Source organism: Mesorhizobium sp. P2_D1, from assembly GCF_056404455.1.
In genome coordinates, this window is record NZ_JBFUDZ010000004.1 from 168,542 (window position 1) to 184,354 (window position 15,813).

13 protein-coding genes are annotated in these 15,813 nt (G+C 63.3%); 3 read left to right on the forward strand and 10 right to left on the reverse strand.

All coding sequences use genetic code 11. The annotated features are described in order from the left end of the window. Nucleotides 1-10 precede the first annotated feature (10 nt). The 10 genes from AC1D0I_RS06065 to AC1D0I_RS06110 form a co-directional block, all read right to left on the reverse strand. Nucleotides 11-1,408, reverse strand: a complete 1,398-nt coding sequence (locus AC1D0I_RS06065; RefSeq protein ID WP_477302363.1) for an NAD(P)(+) transhydrogenase (Re/Si-specific) subunit beta — start codon at nucleotides 1,406-1,408, stop codon at nucleotides 11-13. A 6-nt stretch (nucleotides 1,409-1,414) separates the two neighbouring features. Next, complete coding sequence (locus tag AC1D0I_RS06070) at nucleotides 1,415-1,840, reverse strand: proton-translocating transhydrogenase family protein (protein ID WP_091581083.1); 426 nt, start codon at nucleotides 1,838-1,840, stop codon at nucleotides 1,415-1,417. Continuing rightward, nucleotides 1,840-3,120, reverse strand: a complete 1,281-nt coding sequence (locus tag AC1D0I_RS06075; RefSeq protein ID WP_477393700.1) for a Re/Si-specific NAD(P)(+) transhydrogenase subunit alpha — start codon at nucleotides 3,118-3,120, stop codon at nucleotides 1,840-1,842. The genes AC1D0I_RS06070 and AC1D0I_RS06075 overlap by 1 nt, the downstream gene beginning before the upstream one ends. An 85-nt stretch (nucleotides 3,121-3,205) precedes the next feature. Continuing rightward, entirely contained in the window at nucleotides 3,206-3,430 is a 225-nt protein-coding gene (locus AC1D0I_RS06080) for an aa3-type cytochrome c oxidase subunit IV (RefSeq protein WP_095082965.1), read from the reverse strand. Nucleotides 3,431-3,708: 278 nt separating this feature from the next. Beyond that, nucleotides 3,709-3,858, reverse strand: coding sequence for a DUF3096 domain-containing protein (locus AC1D0I_RS06085; RefSeq protein WP_019862764.1), 150 nt, complete (start codon nucleotides 3,856-3,858; stop codon nucleotides 3,709-3,711). Between the two features lie 116 nt (nucleotides 3,859-3,974). Continuing rightward, nucleotides 3,975-4,682 (reverse strand): N-acyl amino acid synthase FeeM domain-containing protein, encoded by a 708-nt coding sequence (locus AC1D0I_RS06090; protein WP_245331037.1) that lies wholly within the window; start codon nucleotides 4,680-4,682, stop codon nucleotides 3,975-3,977. A 248-nt stretch (nucleotides 4,683-4,930) separates the two neighbouring features. Further along, a complete protein-coding gene (locus AC1D0I_RS06095) occupies nucleotides 4,931-7,246 on the reverse strand; it encodes a putative bifunctional diguanylate cyclase/phosphodiesterase (protein WP_477393702.1) in 2,316 nt (771 codons plus the stop codon). A 141-nt stretch (nucleotides 7,247-7,387) separates the two neighbouring features. Then, a complete protein-coding gene (locus tag AC1D0I_RS06100) occupies nucleotides 7,388-10,867 on the reverse strand; it encodes an indolepyruvate ferredoxin oxidoreductase family protein (RefSeq protein WP_477393704.1) in 3,480 nt (1,159 codons plus the stop codon). 199 nt (nucleotides 10,868-11,066) lie between these two features. Then, the gene (locus tag AC1D0I_RS06105; RefSeq protein ID WP_477225157.1) at nucleotides 11,067-11,603 is read right to left on the reverse strand and encodes a hypothetical protein; all 537 of its coding nucleotides are present in this window, start codon (nucleotides 11,601-11,603) and stop codon (nucleotides 11,067-11,069) included. Next, on the reverse strand, nucleotides 11,596-12,207 hold the full coding sequence (locus AC1D0I_RS06110; protein ID WP_477393706.1) for a CGNR zinc finger domain-containing protein: 612 nt from the start codon (nucleotides 12,205-12,207) through the stop codon (nucleotides 11,596-11,598). Before AC1D0I_RS06110 ends, AC1D0I_RS06105 begins: the two co-directional genes overlap by 8 nt. A gap of 142 nt (nucleotides 12,208-12,349) precedes the next feature. Between AC1D0I_RS06110 and AC1D0I_RS06115 the strand changes: the two genes are divergently transcribed. The 3 genes from AC1D0I_RS06115 to AC1D0I_RS06125 all read left to right on the forward strand — a co-directional run bounded on the left by AC1D0I_RS06115 (nucleotide 12,350) and on the right by AC1D0I_RS06125 (nucleotide 15,798). Beyond that, nucleotides 12,350-13,255, forward strand: coding sequence for a branched-chain amino acid ABC transporter permease (locus tag AC1D0I_RS06115; RefSeq protein ID WP_477393707.1), 906 nt, complete (start codon nucleotides 12,350-12,352; stop codon nucleotides 13,253-13,255). A 186-nt stretch (nucleotides 13,256-13,441) separates the two neighbouring features. Further along, a complete protein-coding gene (locus tag AC1D0I_RS06120) occupies nucleotides 13,442-14,026 on the forward strand; it encodes a TRAP transporter small permease subunit (RefSeq protein ID WP_477225154.1) in 585 nt (194 codons plus the stop codon). Then, complete coding sequence (locus tag AC1D0I_RS06125; protein WP_477393709.1) at nucleotides 14,023-15,798, forward strand: TRAP transporter large permease; 1,776 nt, start codon at nucleotides 14,023-14,025, stop codon at nucleotides 15,796-15,798. The genes AC1D0I_RS06120 and AC1D0I_RS06125 overlap by 4 nt, the downstream gene beginning before the upstream one ends. Nucleotides 15,799-15,813 lie beyond the last annotated feature (15 nt).

Genomic DNA, 15,813 nt, shown 5'->3' on the forward strand with positions numbered 1-15,813 from the left:
GATCCCCTGATCAGTGATCCATGGCCTTGACGATCTCCTCGGTCATCTTCTTGGCGTCGCCGAGCAGCATCATGGTGCCGTCCTTGTAGAACAGCGTGTTGTCGATGCCGGCATAGCCGGAGCCGAGCGAGCGCTTGACGAACAGGCAGGTGCGCGCCTTGTCGACGTCGAGGATCGGCATGCCATAGATCGGCGACGACTTGTCGTCGCGGGCGGACGGGTTGGTGACGTCGTTGGCGCCGATGACATAGGCGACATCGGCCTGCGCGAATTCGGAGTTGATGTCCTCGAGCTCGAACACTTCGTCGTAGGGCACGTTGGCCTCGGCCAAGAGCACGTTCATGTGGCCCGGCATGCGGCCGGCGACGGGGTGGATCGCATATTTGACGTCGACGCCGTTGGCCTTGAGCTTGTCGGCCATCTCGCGCAGCGCGTGCTGCGCCTGGGCGACCGCCATGCCGTAGCCCGGCACGATGATGACCTTCTGCGCGTTCATCATCAGATAGGCCGCATCGTCGGCCGAGCCCTGCTTGACCGTGCGCTCGATGCCGTCGTCGGCGGCCGCCGCCGTCTCGCCGCCGAAGCCGCCGAGGATGACCGAGATGAACGAGCGGTTCATGCCCTTGCACATGATGTAGGACAGGATCGCGCCGGACGAGCCGACCAGCGCGCCGGTGATGATCAGCGCCAGGTTGCCGAGTGTGAAGCCGAGGGCGGCGGCTGCCCAGCCGGAATAGGAGTTGAGCATCGAGACGACGACCGGCATGTCGGCGCCGCCGATCGGAATGATGAGCAGGATACCCAGCACCAGCGATGCCGCGACGATCAGCCAGAACACCAGCTTCGATTCCGTGCCGACCAGAAGCACGATCAGCACGATCAAAGCGATGCCAAGGGCGGCGTTAATGAAGTGCCGGCCGCCGATCATGATCGGCTTGCCCGACATGCGTCCGTCGAGCTTCAGGAAGGCGATGACAGAGCCGGTGAAGGTGATGGCGCCGATGGCGACGCCAAGGCTCATCTCGATCAGGGCCTGGGCATGGATGTCGCCAGCCGTGCCGATGCCGAAGCTTTCCGGCGCATAGATGGCTGCTGCGGCCACCATGACGGCGGCAAGGCCGACCAGCGAGTGGAAGGCGGCGACCAGCTGCGGCATCGAGGTCATGGCGATGCGCCGCGCGGTGACGGCGCCGACGCCGCCGCCAATGGCAAGGCCAAGCACGATCAGGCCGAAACGGCCGGCCGACGGAGTTGCCAGCGCCAGCGTGGTGGCGATGGCGATGCCCATGCCGATCATGCCGTAGAGGTTGCCCTGGCGGCTGGTGGTCGGATGCGACAGGCCACGCAGCGCCATGATGAAAAGGACGCCGGAAACCAGATAGAGGAAGGACGCGAAGTTGGCGTTCATGGCGCTCTACTTGTCCTTCTTCTTGTACATGGCCAGCATGCGCTGGGTGACGAGGAAGCCGCCGAAGATGTTGACCGACACCAGCATCAGCGCGACGAAGCCGAAGCCAGCGGCAATGCCAGAGGCGGCGATGCCGACGGCAAGCAGGGCGCCGACGACGATGACCGAGGAGATGGCGTTGGTGACGGCCATCAGCGGCGTGTGCAAAGCGGGGGTCACCGACCAGACGACGTAGTAGCCGACGAAGATCGCCAGCACGAAGATGGCGAAGCGGAAGACGAAGGGATCGATGGCGCCGCCCGACAGGGCGTGCGCGGCATCACCCGCCGCTTCGGCACCACCGGGCGCGGTCGCCATGTTCTGTACCGCCAGCCGAACGGCGGCGGAGGCCTGGTCGAGCTGATCGAGGGCTTTCTGCAGGGTCTGATCCATCACGCAATGCCTTTCGACTTCGACGAGGGCGACTTGGGTGCGTCCGGTTTCTTGGGCGCGGCCTTCTTTGCAGCCGGCTTGGCCGAAGCATCGGCGACCATGGTGGTGGCCGGGATCGCGGCCGGCTCGACATGAGGCTGCTGGTCGGCCTTGGCGAAGGCCGGATGGACCACCTTGCCGCCATCGGTCAGCATCGTTGCCTTGACCAGATCGTCATCGCGATTGATCGCAAGCGTCTTGGTGGTCTTGTCGACCAGCGTCTCGAGGAAAGCGAACAGGTTCCTGGCGTAGAGCAGCGAGGCGGACGCCGCGATGCGGCCAGGCACGTTGAGGTGACCGACTATCTTGACGTTGTTGGCCGTGGTAACGACCTTGCCGGCTTCAGCGCCCTCGACATTCCCGCCGCGCTCGACCGCCAGATCGACCAGCACCGAGCCCGGCTTCATCGAGGCGACCATGGCCGCCGACACCAGCTTCGGCGCCGGCCGGCCGGGGATCAACGCGGTGGTGATGACAATGTCCTGCTTGGCGATGTGCTCGGCGGTGAGTGCCGCCTGCTTGGCCTGATATTCCTTCGACATCTCCTTGGCGTAGCCGCCAGTCGTCTCGGCCGCCTTGAATTCGTCGTCCTCGACCGCCAGGAATTTTGCGCCGAGCGAGGCGACCTGTTCCTTGGCGGCGGGGCGCACGTCGGTGGCGGTGACGACCGCACCGAGGCGACGCGCGGTGGCGATCGCCTGCAGGCCGGCGACGCCGACGCCCATGATGAAGACCTTTGCCGCCGGCACCGTGCCCGCCGCCGTCATCATCATTGGCAAGGCGCGATCGTATTCCGAAGCGCCGTCGATCACCGCCTGATAGCCGGCGAGATTGGCCTGCGAAGACAGCACGTCCATCGATTGCGCCCGGGTGATGCGCGGCATGAACTCCATCGAGAAGGCGGTGACACCCGCTTTGGCCAGGGCCGCGACGGCGGCATCATTGCCATAGGGATCCATGATGGCGATGACAGCCGTACCGGGCCTGTAGCCCTTCAGCTCGGCATCCGTCGGCCGGCGGACCTTCAGCACCACATCGGCCTTTGCGACATCGCCGGCCTTGCCGATGGCGGCACCGGCCTTGGCGAATTCCTCGTTGGGGATGCGCGACCTCGTGCCGGCACCGGTCTCGACAATGATATCGAAGCCAAGCCCCGCCAGCCGTTTCACCGTGTCGGGCGAAGCCGCTACGCGCGGCTCGTTGGCATCGAGTTCACGAGGGATGAAAACCGTCTGTCCCACCGCATGATCCTTTCGGCCGGAAGCTGTTTCCCGCAAGACGCCGACCGGCCTCGCGGCGGCGCCGTGGACAAGGTGTCGGAAAAATCTATCGGAGGATAAAGGCGCCGGCGGCCAGAATCAGAATGAACAGGATGGTCGCCGAAAAGAAGCCGCCCGCAAAGAAGCCGAAAGCCATCGCCAGGAGTATGGCGCCGCAAAAGAGCGATCCGTATTTGGCCAGCATGAGAAAGCCCGCATAGGTGCGGTCATGCTCGGCATAGTCCATCTTCGCGCCCAGTTCGACAGGACCGGTCGGCGTGTGATCAGCCATTGCAATACCCCTTCGAAGACATCTTTCAGGCACATAGCGAAAAGCCGGGCCGAGAGCAATGGCGCTATTGCCGCATCGCAGCCGACAACTGCCTCAAAGGAAAATTGAAGCCGGCTCCCCGGAGCCCGACCACAGGCGGCACCGGCGACCCTGTCAGCAGAACTGAACGCGCTGTGATAATTTCACATTTTCGGCGACATTAGCCATCTCACGCAGGAAGATGCGCCCGAGGCGATCGTCGCCGCGACGCTGCGTTTCTTCGCCGGCTGACGGACCCTTCAGCCGGCAAGATGGGGGAAAAGCCCGAGAAGACCGACGACGATCAGATAGAGCGCGACAATGTAGTTCAACAGCCGAGGCATAATGAGAATCAGCACGCCGGCGATCAGCGAGATGAGCGGCGTGAGCGCGAGCTGCGAGATGTGCATGTCGGGTTCCTTCAAAGACTTCGCGGCGACGCCCGGGGCGCGGCAGCGCCCTTGACGTCATCCAGAACGCGGAAGTGGCCGGAAAGCTCCAGGCGCTTCGCGAAAATCGCGCGGCCTCAGGCGGCTTCGCGATAATATTTCGCTGTCGGCACGATGGACAAGGGTGTCAGTCGGTTGATGGCCGGATTGGCAAACATCAGCCGCTGTTCGGTCGGCGTCGACCTGAAGAATGGGAACCGTTCGAGTGTCAGGCGCATGTTTTCGCCGGCAGGGATTTCGAACAGTGCGATCGGAGTAAGAACGCCGGGAAACTCTTTGCCCTCAGTCCTCTGCACGGCATTGAAGTAACGGGCATAAAAATTGGAATGCTCGATCTTGACCGGCGTAAGCACCGAGTCCTGGCCAAAGTAGCGCGAGGCCACCATGGCAAGCCTGAGTGTCAGAAAAGGCAGCACTCCGGGCGCCGGCGCGCTGTCGGGATCAGTTGCGAACCGGGTTCCGTCGATGAAGGTTTCTCCGCGGGCAAGTCGCTCGATCAGTATTTCCGGATAGGCATCGACGGAGGGCGAATACGGGTGCTCGCTGGAAATGTAGTGGAAGCGGATCGTGCTGACCAATTCGCCATAGCAATAGACACCGAACCGGTAGGAATTGGGCAGATTGTCCCAGCGATCCTCGAACATCCCGCTGTCGATCGGACCGCACATGCCTGAGCGCAGGTAGGATTTATAGCGAAGTCGGTAGATCGCCTCCAGATCCTCGCCTCCTGTAATAAGGCGATAATCGACATGCTCCAGCAGTTGCATGATCGATCGGTTCAACACCGAATCCCCAGCCGTGCTGACCCCGCCAGACGCACTCCCTACAGCCCGTGCAGCATCCATTGTCTGTCCTCGAAAATTCCGCCTGCGGATAGGCTATTCGAGCTGAAATGAGACACAAGCTGAAATTCCGATATTGTTCATTTACCTTCTGTTAACGTTAACGGCCGGACGTCCGTTTGGAAATGTCTACTGATGAATAACTCGCGTGAGGAGGAGGAGGCCAAGAGCCAACTTCGAAAAGCAGGATACTAACTGGCTGTCCGCTTGCCGGTGAGACGCAGGTCAGCGACGAATGGCCAGGTGGCACTCGACATCGTCTCGATACCCGACGCACTAAGCGCGGCGCCGAAGAGGAAGCCTTGCACGAGATCCGGTTTGACCTGCAAGGCCAGGATCTTGAGCTGCTCGAAGGTCTCTACACCTTCCACGGTCACGGAAAGTCCGAGCGGCCGTGACAGATTGACAATGCCCTTGAGCAGTTCGAGCGAGCGGCTGTTCTGAGTGACGTCTATCAGGAACGAACGGTCGATCTTGATCTTGTCGAGCGGCAGCTTGTGCAGGTAACTCAGGCTCGAATAGCCGGTGCCGAAATCGTCGAGCGCAATGCGCACGCCAAGCTGCTTCAGCTCCTCGATGTACTGGCGCGTCAGCGACTTGTCGTCGAGCAACGCCGTTTCGGTGACCTCGATCTCCAGCCGGCCGGCGGCGAGGCCGGAGCTGGTCAACGCATCACGAACCTTCTGGACGACGTCGCGGCTGCGGAAATCCTTGGCGGAGAGATTGACCGAGACGGTCGTCTGGTCCGGCCATTTGGCGCATTCGGTGCAGGCCGCCTGCAGCACGAAGGTGCTGATCTCGGAAATGATGCCCATTTCCTCGGCCAGCGGAATGAAGATGCTGGGCGAGATCGGCCCGAGATCTGGATGATCCCACCGGCACAGCGCCTCGCAGCTGGCGATACGCATGGTGCTCATCGCCACGATCGGCTGATAGACCACCCGCAGCGCCTTGCTTTCCACGGCGGTGCGCAGATCTGCCTTCATCAGCTGACGGTTGCGGAAGGCGGCATCCATCGAGGCCTCGAACAGCCGCCAGCTGTTCTTGCCGAGTTCCTTGGCCTTGTAGAGCGCCAGGTCCGCCTTGACGATCATGGCGTCGACATCGGTATCCTTGACCCGCGACAGCACCGCGCCGCCGCTGGCCTGGATGCGCAGCCCGTGACCGGCGACGTCGACCTCCCCCTGCAGGCCGGCGAAAATCTCGTCGAGCTGGCCGGTCAGATGGCTCTCGTCCTCGACGCGGTCGAAGAAGATCATGAATTCGTCGCCGCCGAAACGGCTGACCGTGATGCCTTGCCCGGCAATGGCGGCAAGGCGCTCGGCGACGGCGTAGATCAACCCGTCGCCGATCGGGTGCCCAAGCGTGTCGTTGACGCTCTTGAAATCGTCGAGGTCGAGCACTGCCAGCCCGCAGAGACGGTCGCCGTCGCCGGACGCCATGGCCTCGCCGACCAGTTCGTGGAAATAGGCGCGGTTGGGCAGGCCGGTGAGGTTGTCGTAGCGGGCCATGAAGCGGATCTTGTCTTCCGCCTCGACACGGGCGGTGACGTCCTCGAAGGTAATGACGCCCAACTCCTGGCTGCCCTCGCGAGCCGAGAATTCATAGTGCTGGCCGTTGGCGAGCGAAACCAGCACCTTGCGGTCGCGGCCTTCGCGCAGGGCGCGCGTCAACTGGGCCTCGATATAGCGGCAATCCTTCGGCGCCAGCATGCCGCCGGCGACACCGCGCATCAACAGACCGTGGATCGACCGCCCGAGCAGCGCATCCGGCGACTTGAGCGACATCAAATGCGCGGCCTCGGCATTGGCCACCGCCACGCGGCCGTTGGGGCCGAGCATGACAAGGCCGTGCGACATGGTGTTGAGGGCGCGATCGAACCTGAGGGCGAGCTTCCTCGCTTCCTTGTGGCCAATGACGGCCGAGAAAAGCACGTTGCGGACGTGATCGGCGCTGTTGATGGTGATGAAAGTCAACGGGATGATCATCAACCCGAGAACGACCGAAGGGACATCCATGCGCAGCAAGAGTGCAAGTGCCGCCGGACCAATGAAGGTCACGGAAAAAATCCGCACCATGCGCGGAGATCCGTAGTTCCGGCCAACAACCGTGACCAGGGTGGCAATGGCCAGCGACGTCGCGGCCAGTTCGGCAAAGGGGTCAGGGTACACATAGATCGAAATGAAGCAGAGCGCGCCCAACCCGAGGCCCTGCAGGCTGCCCTTGAGGATGTAGTTGCGCTCCCACCGCCGCGCCTCGTCGACATTGGCTATGACACCGCCCGCCTTGCGGAAGGCGCGAATGCCGAAGTAACGGAAGAGGCTGATGGACAGTAGAGTAAAGGAGAAAGCCAGGAACAATGGATTGTGCGTGCGAAAGTAGATCATGAATCCGAGGATCCAGTAGCACACGCCGCCAATCACCAGCATGTGGGCGTTGTCGAACAACGACCGCACAAACTGGATATAAACATCCGGTGGGATGTTTTCGGTCTTTGTCCTGCCCATATCGTCGGCCCAACGCTAAGCCCTGTCATGCCACGTCCGCCTTAAGAAAGGCTTAGAACAGTGGTTTCGGCTCGGTTGCCGAGGGCGCGCAGATGCAGGATCGGCTGGGAAACTGGGCTTCAGGTAAACAAGGCGTATCGATCATTCGGCAGCTTGAAGTTTCGGCCGTGCCGACGTGTTCGACAGACGTTCGAGCAGCCTTTTGCGTTCGCCGGCCGCCTTTTCGGCGCTGGCCTGGCGGACGTGGCCATAGCCGCGAATGAGAGCCGGCACCGAGGCCAGGGCAATTGCCGCATCGACCCCGGCCGGCGCCAGCGATCTGGCGACGAGGTCCAGATCCGCCTCGTACTGCACAAGAAGTTGCCGCTCCATGCGCCGCTCGGCGGTGTAGCCGAACAGGTCGAAGGCGGTGCCGCGCACACCTTTCATCGCCGCCAGTAGGCGAAAACCCTTCATCATCCAGGGGCCGAAGCTCGATTTCCTCGGTGTGCCGTCATTGCCGCGGCGGCCCATGATCGGCGGGGCGAGATGGAATTCGAGTTTCTCGTAGCTCTGGAACTGCTTGCCCAATTCGGCGGCGAAGGAACCATCGGTGTAGAGCCGCGCCACCTCGTACTCGTCCTTTATGGCCATCAGCTTGAACAGGTTCCTGGCGGCAGCCTCCGACACCGCGGTCGAACCGGGCACGGCCTTGGCTTCGGCGGTGCGCAGGACGGCGATCCTTTCGGCATAACGCCTGCCGTAGGCGGCATTCTGGTAGGCGGTCAGGAAAGCAACGCGGCGGGCAATGATGTCATCCAGCGTCTCGGCGATCGCCGCGGCCTGCCCGGTCTTGCCCGGCTGGGCGACGAGGCCGCGCACGAAATCCGGCTGATGGGCGGCACGGCGGCCCCAGCGGAAGGCGGCGATGTTCATCGCCACGGCTTCGCCATTGAGCTCAATCGCCTTCTCGACAGCTTCGGCCGAAAGCGGCAAGCCGCCGTGCTGGAAGGCAAAGCCGAGCATGAACATGTTGGCGCCGAGCGAATTGCCGAACAGCGCGGTGGCCGTGCGCGTGGCGTCGAAGAAATGCGCCTTGCCGTCGCCGGCGGCGGCGCGGATCGCCTTCTTCAGGCGCTCGATCGGCAACGAGAAATCGGCCGACCGGGCAAATTCGCCGGGCATGATCTCGGCGGTGTTGGCGAGAAAGATGGTGTGGCCCTCGCGCACCGCCGTCAGCACTTTCTTGGCGCCCGACACGACGAGATCGCAGCCAAGCACGAGATCGGCCTTGCCGGCCGAGACACGGATGGCATGGATGTCGTCCGGGGTGCGGGCGATGCGGACATGGGTGAACACCGAGCCGCCCTTCTGCGCGAGGCCGGCCATGTCGATCATGCCGCAGCCCTTGTCCTCGAGATGGGCCGCCATTCCGAGCACCGCACCGACGGTGACGACGCCGGTGCCGCCGACGCCATCGATGATCGCCGCCCAGCCCTGCTCGCCAAGCGGGAATTCGGCGGGCGTCGGCACGCCGTCCAGCGGGTCGGCCTTGCCGGCCGTCCCCTCGGCCTTGCGGATCTTGGCGCCGTGCACGGTGACGAAGGACGGGCAAAAGCCGTTGACGCAGGAGAAATCCTTGTTGCAGCTCGACTGGTCGATCCTGCGCTTGCGGCCGAATTCGGTCTCGACCGGCTGGATCGAAACGCAGTTCGACTGCACGCCGCAATCGCCGCAGCCTTCGCAGACCAGTTCGTTGATGAAGACCCGCTTGTCGGGATCGGGAAAGGTGCCGCGCTTGCGGCGGCGGCGCTTTTCGGCCGCGCAGGTCTGGTCGTAAAGCAGCACCGACACGCCTTTGACGCCGCGCAGCTCGCGCTGGACGAGATCGAGGTCGTCGCGGTGATGGATGGTGGCGCCGACTGGGAATTCGGCCTTGCCGGCATATTTGTCCGGCTCGTCGGTGACGATCGCGATGCGGTTGATCCCTTCGGCGCGCACTTGCCTGGCGATCATGTCGACGGTCAGGCCGCCTTCGTGCGGCTGGCCGCCGGTCATGGCGACGGCGTCGTTGTAGAGGATCTTGTAGGTGATGTTGGCGTCGGTCGACAGTGCGAAGCGGATCGCTAGCGTGCCGGAATGGTTGTAGGTGCCGTCGCCGAGATTCTGGAAGATGTGGTCGCGCTTCGAGAACGGCGCCTGGCCAACCCATTGCGCGCCCTCGCCGCCCATCGCGGTGAAGCCGAGGGTGTTGCGGTCCATCCACAGCGCCATGAAGTGGCAACCGATGCCGGCAGCGGCGATCGAGCCGTCCGGCACCTTGGTCGAGGAATTGTGCGGACAGCCGGAACAGAAGAACGGGGTGCGCGAGCCGATGTCGGTGGCATCCGCCAACATCGCCTGGAACTGGCGCAGCTTTGCCACCCGCGCCGAAATCTCGTCCGACGGTCCGATCGTCCGCACGATCCGCTCGCCAAGCGCGATGGCGATCTCGTTGGGGTCGAGCGCACCCTTGGCTGGAAACAGCCAGTCGCCGCGCTCGTCCTTCTTGCCGACAATGACCGGCTGCGAGGCGGTGCCGTAAAGGCTTTCACGCAGTTGCACCTCGATCAGCGAGCGCTTCTCCTCGACGACGACGATGGTGTCGAGGCCGCGGGCAAAGTCGGCGATATGCTGCAGGTCGAGCGGCCAGGGACAGCCGACCTTGAACAGCCGCACGCCAATGCGGTTGGCGGCCGCCTCGTCGATGCCGATGTCCTCCAACGCCTGGCGGACATCGAGATAGCTCTTGCCCAGTGTGATGATGCCGAGCTTCGGGTTGCGGCCGCCCGAATAGACGATGCGGTTCAGCCCGTTGGCATGGATAAAGGCGGAGGCAGCGGCGCGCTTGTATTCATGCAGCCGCTCCTCCTGGCCGAGCATGTCGATCTCGTGGCGGATATTGAGACCGCCGGGCGGCATGTCGAAATCGGGCACGACGATGTTCAGCCGTTCGAGCGAGGCATCGACCGAAGCCGTCGATTCGATGTTGTCCTTGACGCATTTGATGGCCGCCCAGGTGCCGGCAAAGCGCGACATGGCAAAGCCGTAGAGGCCGTAATCGATGATCTCCTGGACGCCGGCCGGATTGAGGATCGGCACCATGGTGTCGACGAACAGGAATTCGGTGGCGTGCGCGTTGGTCGATGATTCGGCCATGTGGTCGTCGCCCATCAGGGCGAGCACACCGCCATGTTTGGACGAGCCGGCGAGATTGGCGTGGCGGAACACGTCACCCGAACGATCCACGCCCGGCCCCTTGCCGTACCAGACCGAAAAGACACCATCATGGGTGCCCTCGCCCAGCAGTTCCGCCTGCTGCGATCCCCAGCAAGCGGTGGCGGCAAGCTCCTCGTTGAGGCCGGGCTGGAAGACGATGTCGGCCTGGGCCAGATGCGTCTTGGCCTTCCACAACTGCATGTCGAGCCCGCCGAGCGGCGAGCCGCGATAGCCGGAAACGAAGCCCGCCGTGTTGAGGCCGGCGCGACGGTCGCGCTCGCGCTGCATCAGAAGCATGCGGATGACCGCCTGCGCACCGGACAGGAAGATGCGCTCCTTTGCGAGGTCGAACTTGTCGTCGAGCGCGACATCGTGCAGCGTCATCAGGCATTTCCTCTGCGGAGGCCGCGTGGGAGCAGGCAGCCAACGTTCGGAGTCGGATGACGCATCCTTTCTCCCCTTGCAAGGCAGGTCAAACAAAATCGAAGGTACCAGGCAACCCGCAACGAACGGTCCGAGGCGATCTCGAATTGGGTGCGAAACCACTCCACGGACGCTGCCTAGCGCACTAAATTTCTGCGCGTCAGATGCCTTTGGAGCAATCCGGCTTCGGTTCACCCGGCAACTTGCCGTCGGGATGGCCGACGAGATCGGGATTGGCCGTGTAGAGCTGATCGATGACCAGCGGCCGGTCGGGCAGCACCGACTGGTCCTCCGTCGACATCAACGTGGTGTCGATCTTTTGCAGGATGGCGCCATCGGCGCCCTTGATGCTGATGGCGATCGCATAGGGCTTGTTCTTGACGACGCAGGTCAGGGCCGGGCTCTCAAGGGTCACCTTGTCGAGCTTCGGCCAGACCTTCTGCTCGACCATCAAAGGCGCGCCGCCGGCGGGATCCTGGAAGCTGGCGACCGCCACCTGGCCGTCTCCCATTGGCTTTAGCGGCCGCAGCGTGACGACATAGGTCGCCCTGGCGAGACGGTAGTTGAAGACGAATATCTTGCCGGAAATCTCGAACAGCTTGCCTTCGTCGTTGCCGGTATCGCGGCAGGCACCGAGCGCAACGGCGGCAATCAATGCAGCGCCGACAACGATCGAGCGGGAAAGACTTCTAAGCATCCTTGACCTCATTGGCCGCCATGCGGCGGCGACGATAGTGACGACTTGCCTTCTGACGGTTGCCGCATACCGCCATGTCGCACCAAAGACGGCTGGAATTGCGGCTTCTGTCGACGAACAGCCAGGTGCAGTTGGGACAGATCCTCAGCCTTGCGACGGTGTCGTCGCGCAGCAGCGACAGGGCGGAAACCGCCAGCGCCGCCTCGAAGGCGATCGGTGTCACCGGGTCGCCGAACGGCCTCCCCGGCGCCCCGATTTCAGTCTGGCTGCCAGCCAGCCCCTCCGCGCAGGCGCTCAAGAACCCGGGCAGATCGGCGGTGGCAACCGTGCCTTTCGAAACCGCGCCACGAAACAGCCGGTCCGTCGCCTCGCGGATCGACAGCACGACGGGCGCGATTGCGACGGGCGACGATACCGCCAGTTGCCGGTCGCCCAGTTCGGCGGCGCGAAAGCCGCTCGCCGCGTCGGCAAAGCGGGCGATCTCGGCCAGATCATCGAAGCGGTCGAACGTTTTCTCCGGATCGCCGCGCAGCACCACGGTGTTCGCCGTGTCGAGCGCAAGCAGGCCGCCGGTGAAGCGGTGCGGGGTCCAGGATACCGTCATGCTCGAAATCTAACCGATAAATCGCATTTGACAAGTTAGATTCAGCGATGCAAACCTTCGTGAGGATGCGGTTCCCGCAGCCTTTTTGAACATGTCGTCGTCAAAACCGTTGCTTCGGGACGGCATGATCCGAGGGTTTTGCATGCTCTATTTTTTCCAGCAGGTGCTGAACGGGCTGCATTCGGGGGCGCTCTACGCGCTGCTCGCCTTCGGCTACGCGCTGACCAACGGCATCCTGCACCGCACCAATCTTGCCTATGGCGCACTGTTTGCGTTTTGCGGCCAGACGATGATCCTCACCGCGGCTTTCGGCTATCAGGTGCTGTGGCTGACGCTGCTGGCTGCGGTGGGACTCGGCGTCGCCGCGGCTTTCCTGTATTCCGCGCTGGTCAGCTACGTGCTGTCGCGCAGCGTCTTCGAACCGTTGGCCGACCGCTCGCCCAATGCGATCGTGGTGACGACGCTCGGCATCCTGCTTTTGTTGTCGGAAGCAAGCCGTATCGCCGCCGACACGCATGATCTGTGGCTGCCGCCGATGCTGGCACAGCCCGTCGTTTTCGCGCAGGACGCAACCTTCAAGGCAACGCTGACGCTCATCCAGCTCATCGACTGCGCGGTGGTGCTGGCTGCAATCGTGCTGGCTGCGTGGGCATTTGCCCGTTCGAGCTTCGGCCGGCGCTGGCGCGCCGTCTCCGACGATCCCAAGGCGGCCGCCATGTGCGGTGTCGACGTGCGCGCGGTGTTCCGGCATGCGGTGCTGTTCGGCGGTTTCTGCGCTGCACTGGCCGGCGTCATGGCCGGCCTCTATTACGGCAACGTCAGCTTCGGGTCAGGCCTGGTCTACGGCTTGAAGATCCTGTTCGTGACCGCGGTCGGCGGCTATCTCTCGCCGCCGCGCGCAGCGCTCGGTGCGGCCGCCTTCGGCATGGCCGAATCGCTGTGGGCCGGGTATTTCCCGGTCGAATGGCGCGACGCCTGGATGTATCTGTTCCTGGTCGCCATGCTGGTGCTGATCGGCGCCGGCCGCGACACCAGCAAAATCGCCTGAAACCATCAGACTTTGGTTGCATGACGCTGGGGCAGAGCGCCAATATCCGGACCTGCCCTCCGATGCGATGACGTTTGCTGCCTCCACCTTGTTGACCCGTCAATCCACGCGCGGCATACCGTTGGACCACGCGGCGTGACGGACCTGAGGGGGAAGCCGGCACGCCTCCGGCACTGGGAGGAATGCATGGCAGGGCTTCTCGCTCTATCCAGGACCATTGATCGCGCGAACGAATTCATCGGCAAATGGGTGTCGTGGCTAATTCTGCTGGCGATCCTGGTCAGCGCCGCCAACGCCATCATCCGCAAGATCTTCGACATATCCTCGAATGCCTGGCTGGAGCTGCAGTGGTATCTGTTCGGCGCCGCCTTCATGCTGGCTGCCGCCTATACGCTGAAGCAGAACGAACATATCCGCATCGACATCGTCTACGGCATGTTTTCGCGCCGCGTGCAGCACTGGATCGACCTGCTCGGCCACATCCTCTTCCTGATGCCATTCGTGACGCTGATGGTGATCTATTTCGTTCCCTATGTGTCGCTGTCGTTTCGCAGCGGCGAGATGTCCAACAATTCCGGCGGACTGATCATCTGGCCGGCCAAGGCCATCCTGCTGGTCGGCTTTTTCCTACTCGCTCTGCAGGGCATCTCCGAGATCATCAAGAAGATCGCCATCATGCGCGGCGATATGGACGACCCCAATCCGTTCATATCGGCACATGAGCAGGCCGAACTCGAAGCCAAGGCGCTGGCCGACGGGGTGCGCTCATGATGGAGTTGATCGCCCAGAACATGGCGCCGATCATGTTCGCCTCGCTGATCATCTTCCTGCTGATCGGCTACCCCGTCGCGTTTTCGCTGGCCGCCAACGGCTTGATGTTCTTCTTCATCGGCGTGCTTCTCTCGCCCTATTCCGGTGGATCGATCAATCTCGCCTGGCCGCTTCTGCACGCCCTGCCGGATAATTTCTACGGCAGCCGGGTGATGTCGAACGACACGCTGCTTGCCATTCCGTTCTTCACCTTCATGGGCATCGTGCTCGAGCGATCGGGCATGGCCGAAGACCTGCTCGACACGATCGGCCAGCTGTTCGGACCGATCCGCGGCGGACTTGCCTATGCGGTGATCTTCGTCGGTGCACTGCTGGCGGCAACCACCGGTGTGGTGGCGGCGTCCGTCATCGCCATGGGCCTGATCTCGCTGCCGATCATGCTGCGCTACGGCTATGACCGCCGGCTGGCATCCGGTGTCATCGCGGCATCCGGCACGCTCGCCCAGATCATCCCGCCGTCGCTGGTGCTGATCGTGCTGGCCGACCAGCTCGGCCGCTCGGTCGGCGACATGTATGCGGGCGCGCTGATCCCGGGCCTGGTGCTGACCGGCCTTTACGCGCTCTACATCCTGATCATGTCGATCGTCCGGCCGGCATCGGTGCCGGCGCTGCCGCTGGAGGCCCGCACGCTCGGCCACGGCGTTCTGTCGCTGCTGGCGGCATTGCTGGTCACGTTGGCGGTTTCCTACGCAGCGTATCGCTATCTCGCGCCGGCGCATGGCGACAATGCCGACATTCTCGGCGCCACCGCCGGCGTGCTCTTCATCTACGTCGTGGCAATTGCCGACAAACGCCTGAACTTCAACATGATGTCCAGGCTGGCGCAGCAGGTGATCATCGTGCTGATCCCGCCACTGGCGCTGATCTTCCTGGTGCTCGGCACCATCTTCCTCGGCATCGCCACCCCAACTGAGGGCGGCGCCATGGGTTCTGTCGGCGCCTTGATCATGGCGGCGGCAAAGGGGCGGCTGTCGCTGGACGTGATCAAGCAGGCACTGACCTCGACGACGCGGCTGTCGTCCTTCGTCCTGTTCATCCTGATCGGCGCGCGGGTGTTCTCGCTCACCTTCTACGGCGTCAACGGCCACATCTGGGTCGAGCACCTGCTGACCTCGCTGCCGGGCGGCGAAGTCGGCTTCCTGATCGGCGTCAACATGCTGGTCTTCTTCCTGGCGTTCTTCCTCGACTTCTTCGAACTCGCCTTCATCATCGTGCCGCTGCTGGCGCCGGCCGCAGACAAGCTCGGCATCGACCTGATCTGGTTCGGCGTGCTTCTGGGCGTCAACATGCAGACCAGCTTCATGCATCCGCCCTTCGGCTTCGCGCTGTTCTACCTGCGCTCGGTCGCCGCGCGCGTGCCCTATCTCGACCGCATCACCGGCAAACAGATCGCACCGGTCACCACCGGGCAGATCTATTGGGGAGCGGTGCCCTTCGTCTGCATCCAGGTGATCATGATCGGGCTGACCATCGCCTTCCCGCAGATGGTGATGCATTACAAGGGCACGGTGGTCGATCCCGGCACGATCGACTACAAGGTGCCGGAAGTCCCCGGCCTGTCGCCGCTTGGCACACCGCCGGCCGACGGCGGCTCGGCGCCGGCCGCTCCTGCCGCCCCTGATCTGTCGCAACCACCGAATTTCGGCGACACGCCGCCGGCCAAACCGGCGGCACCGCAGCCGGACCTGTCGCAACCGCCAAGCTTCAACTGAACCCGGCATGGCCAG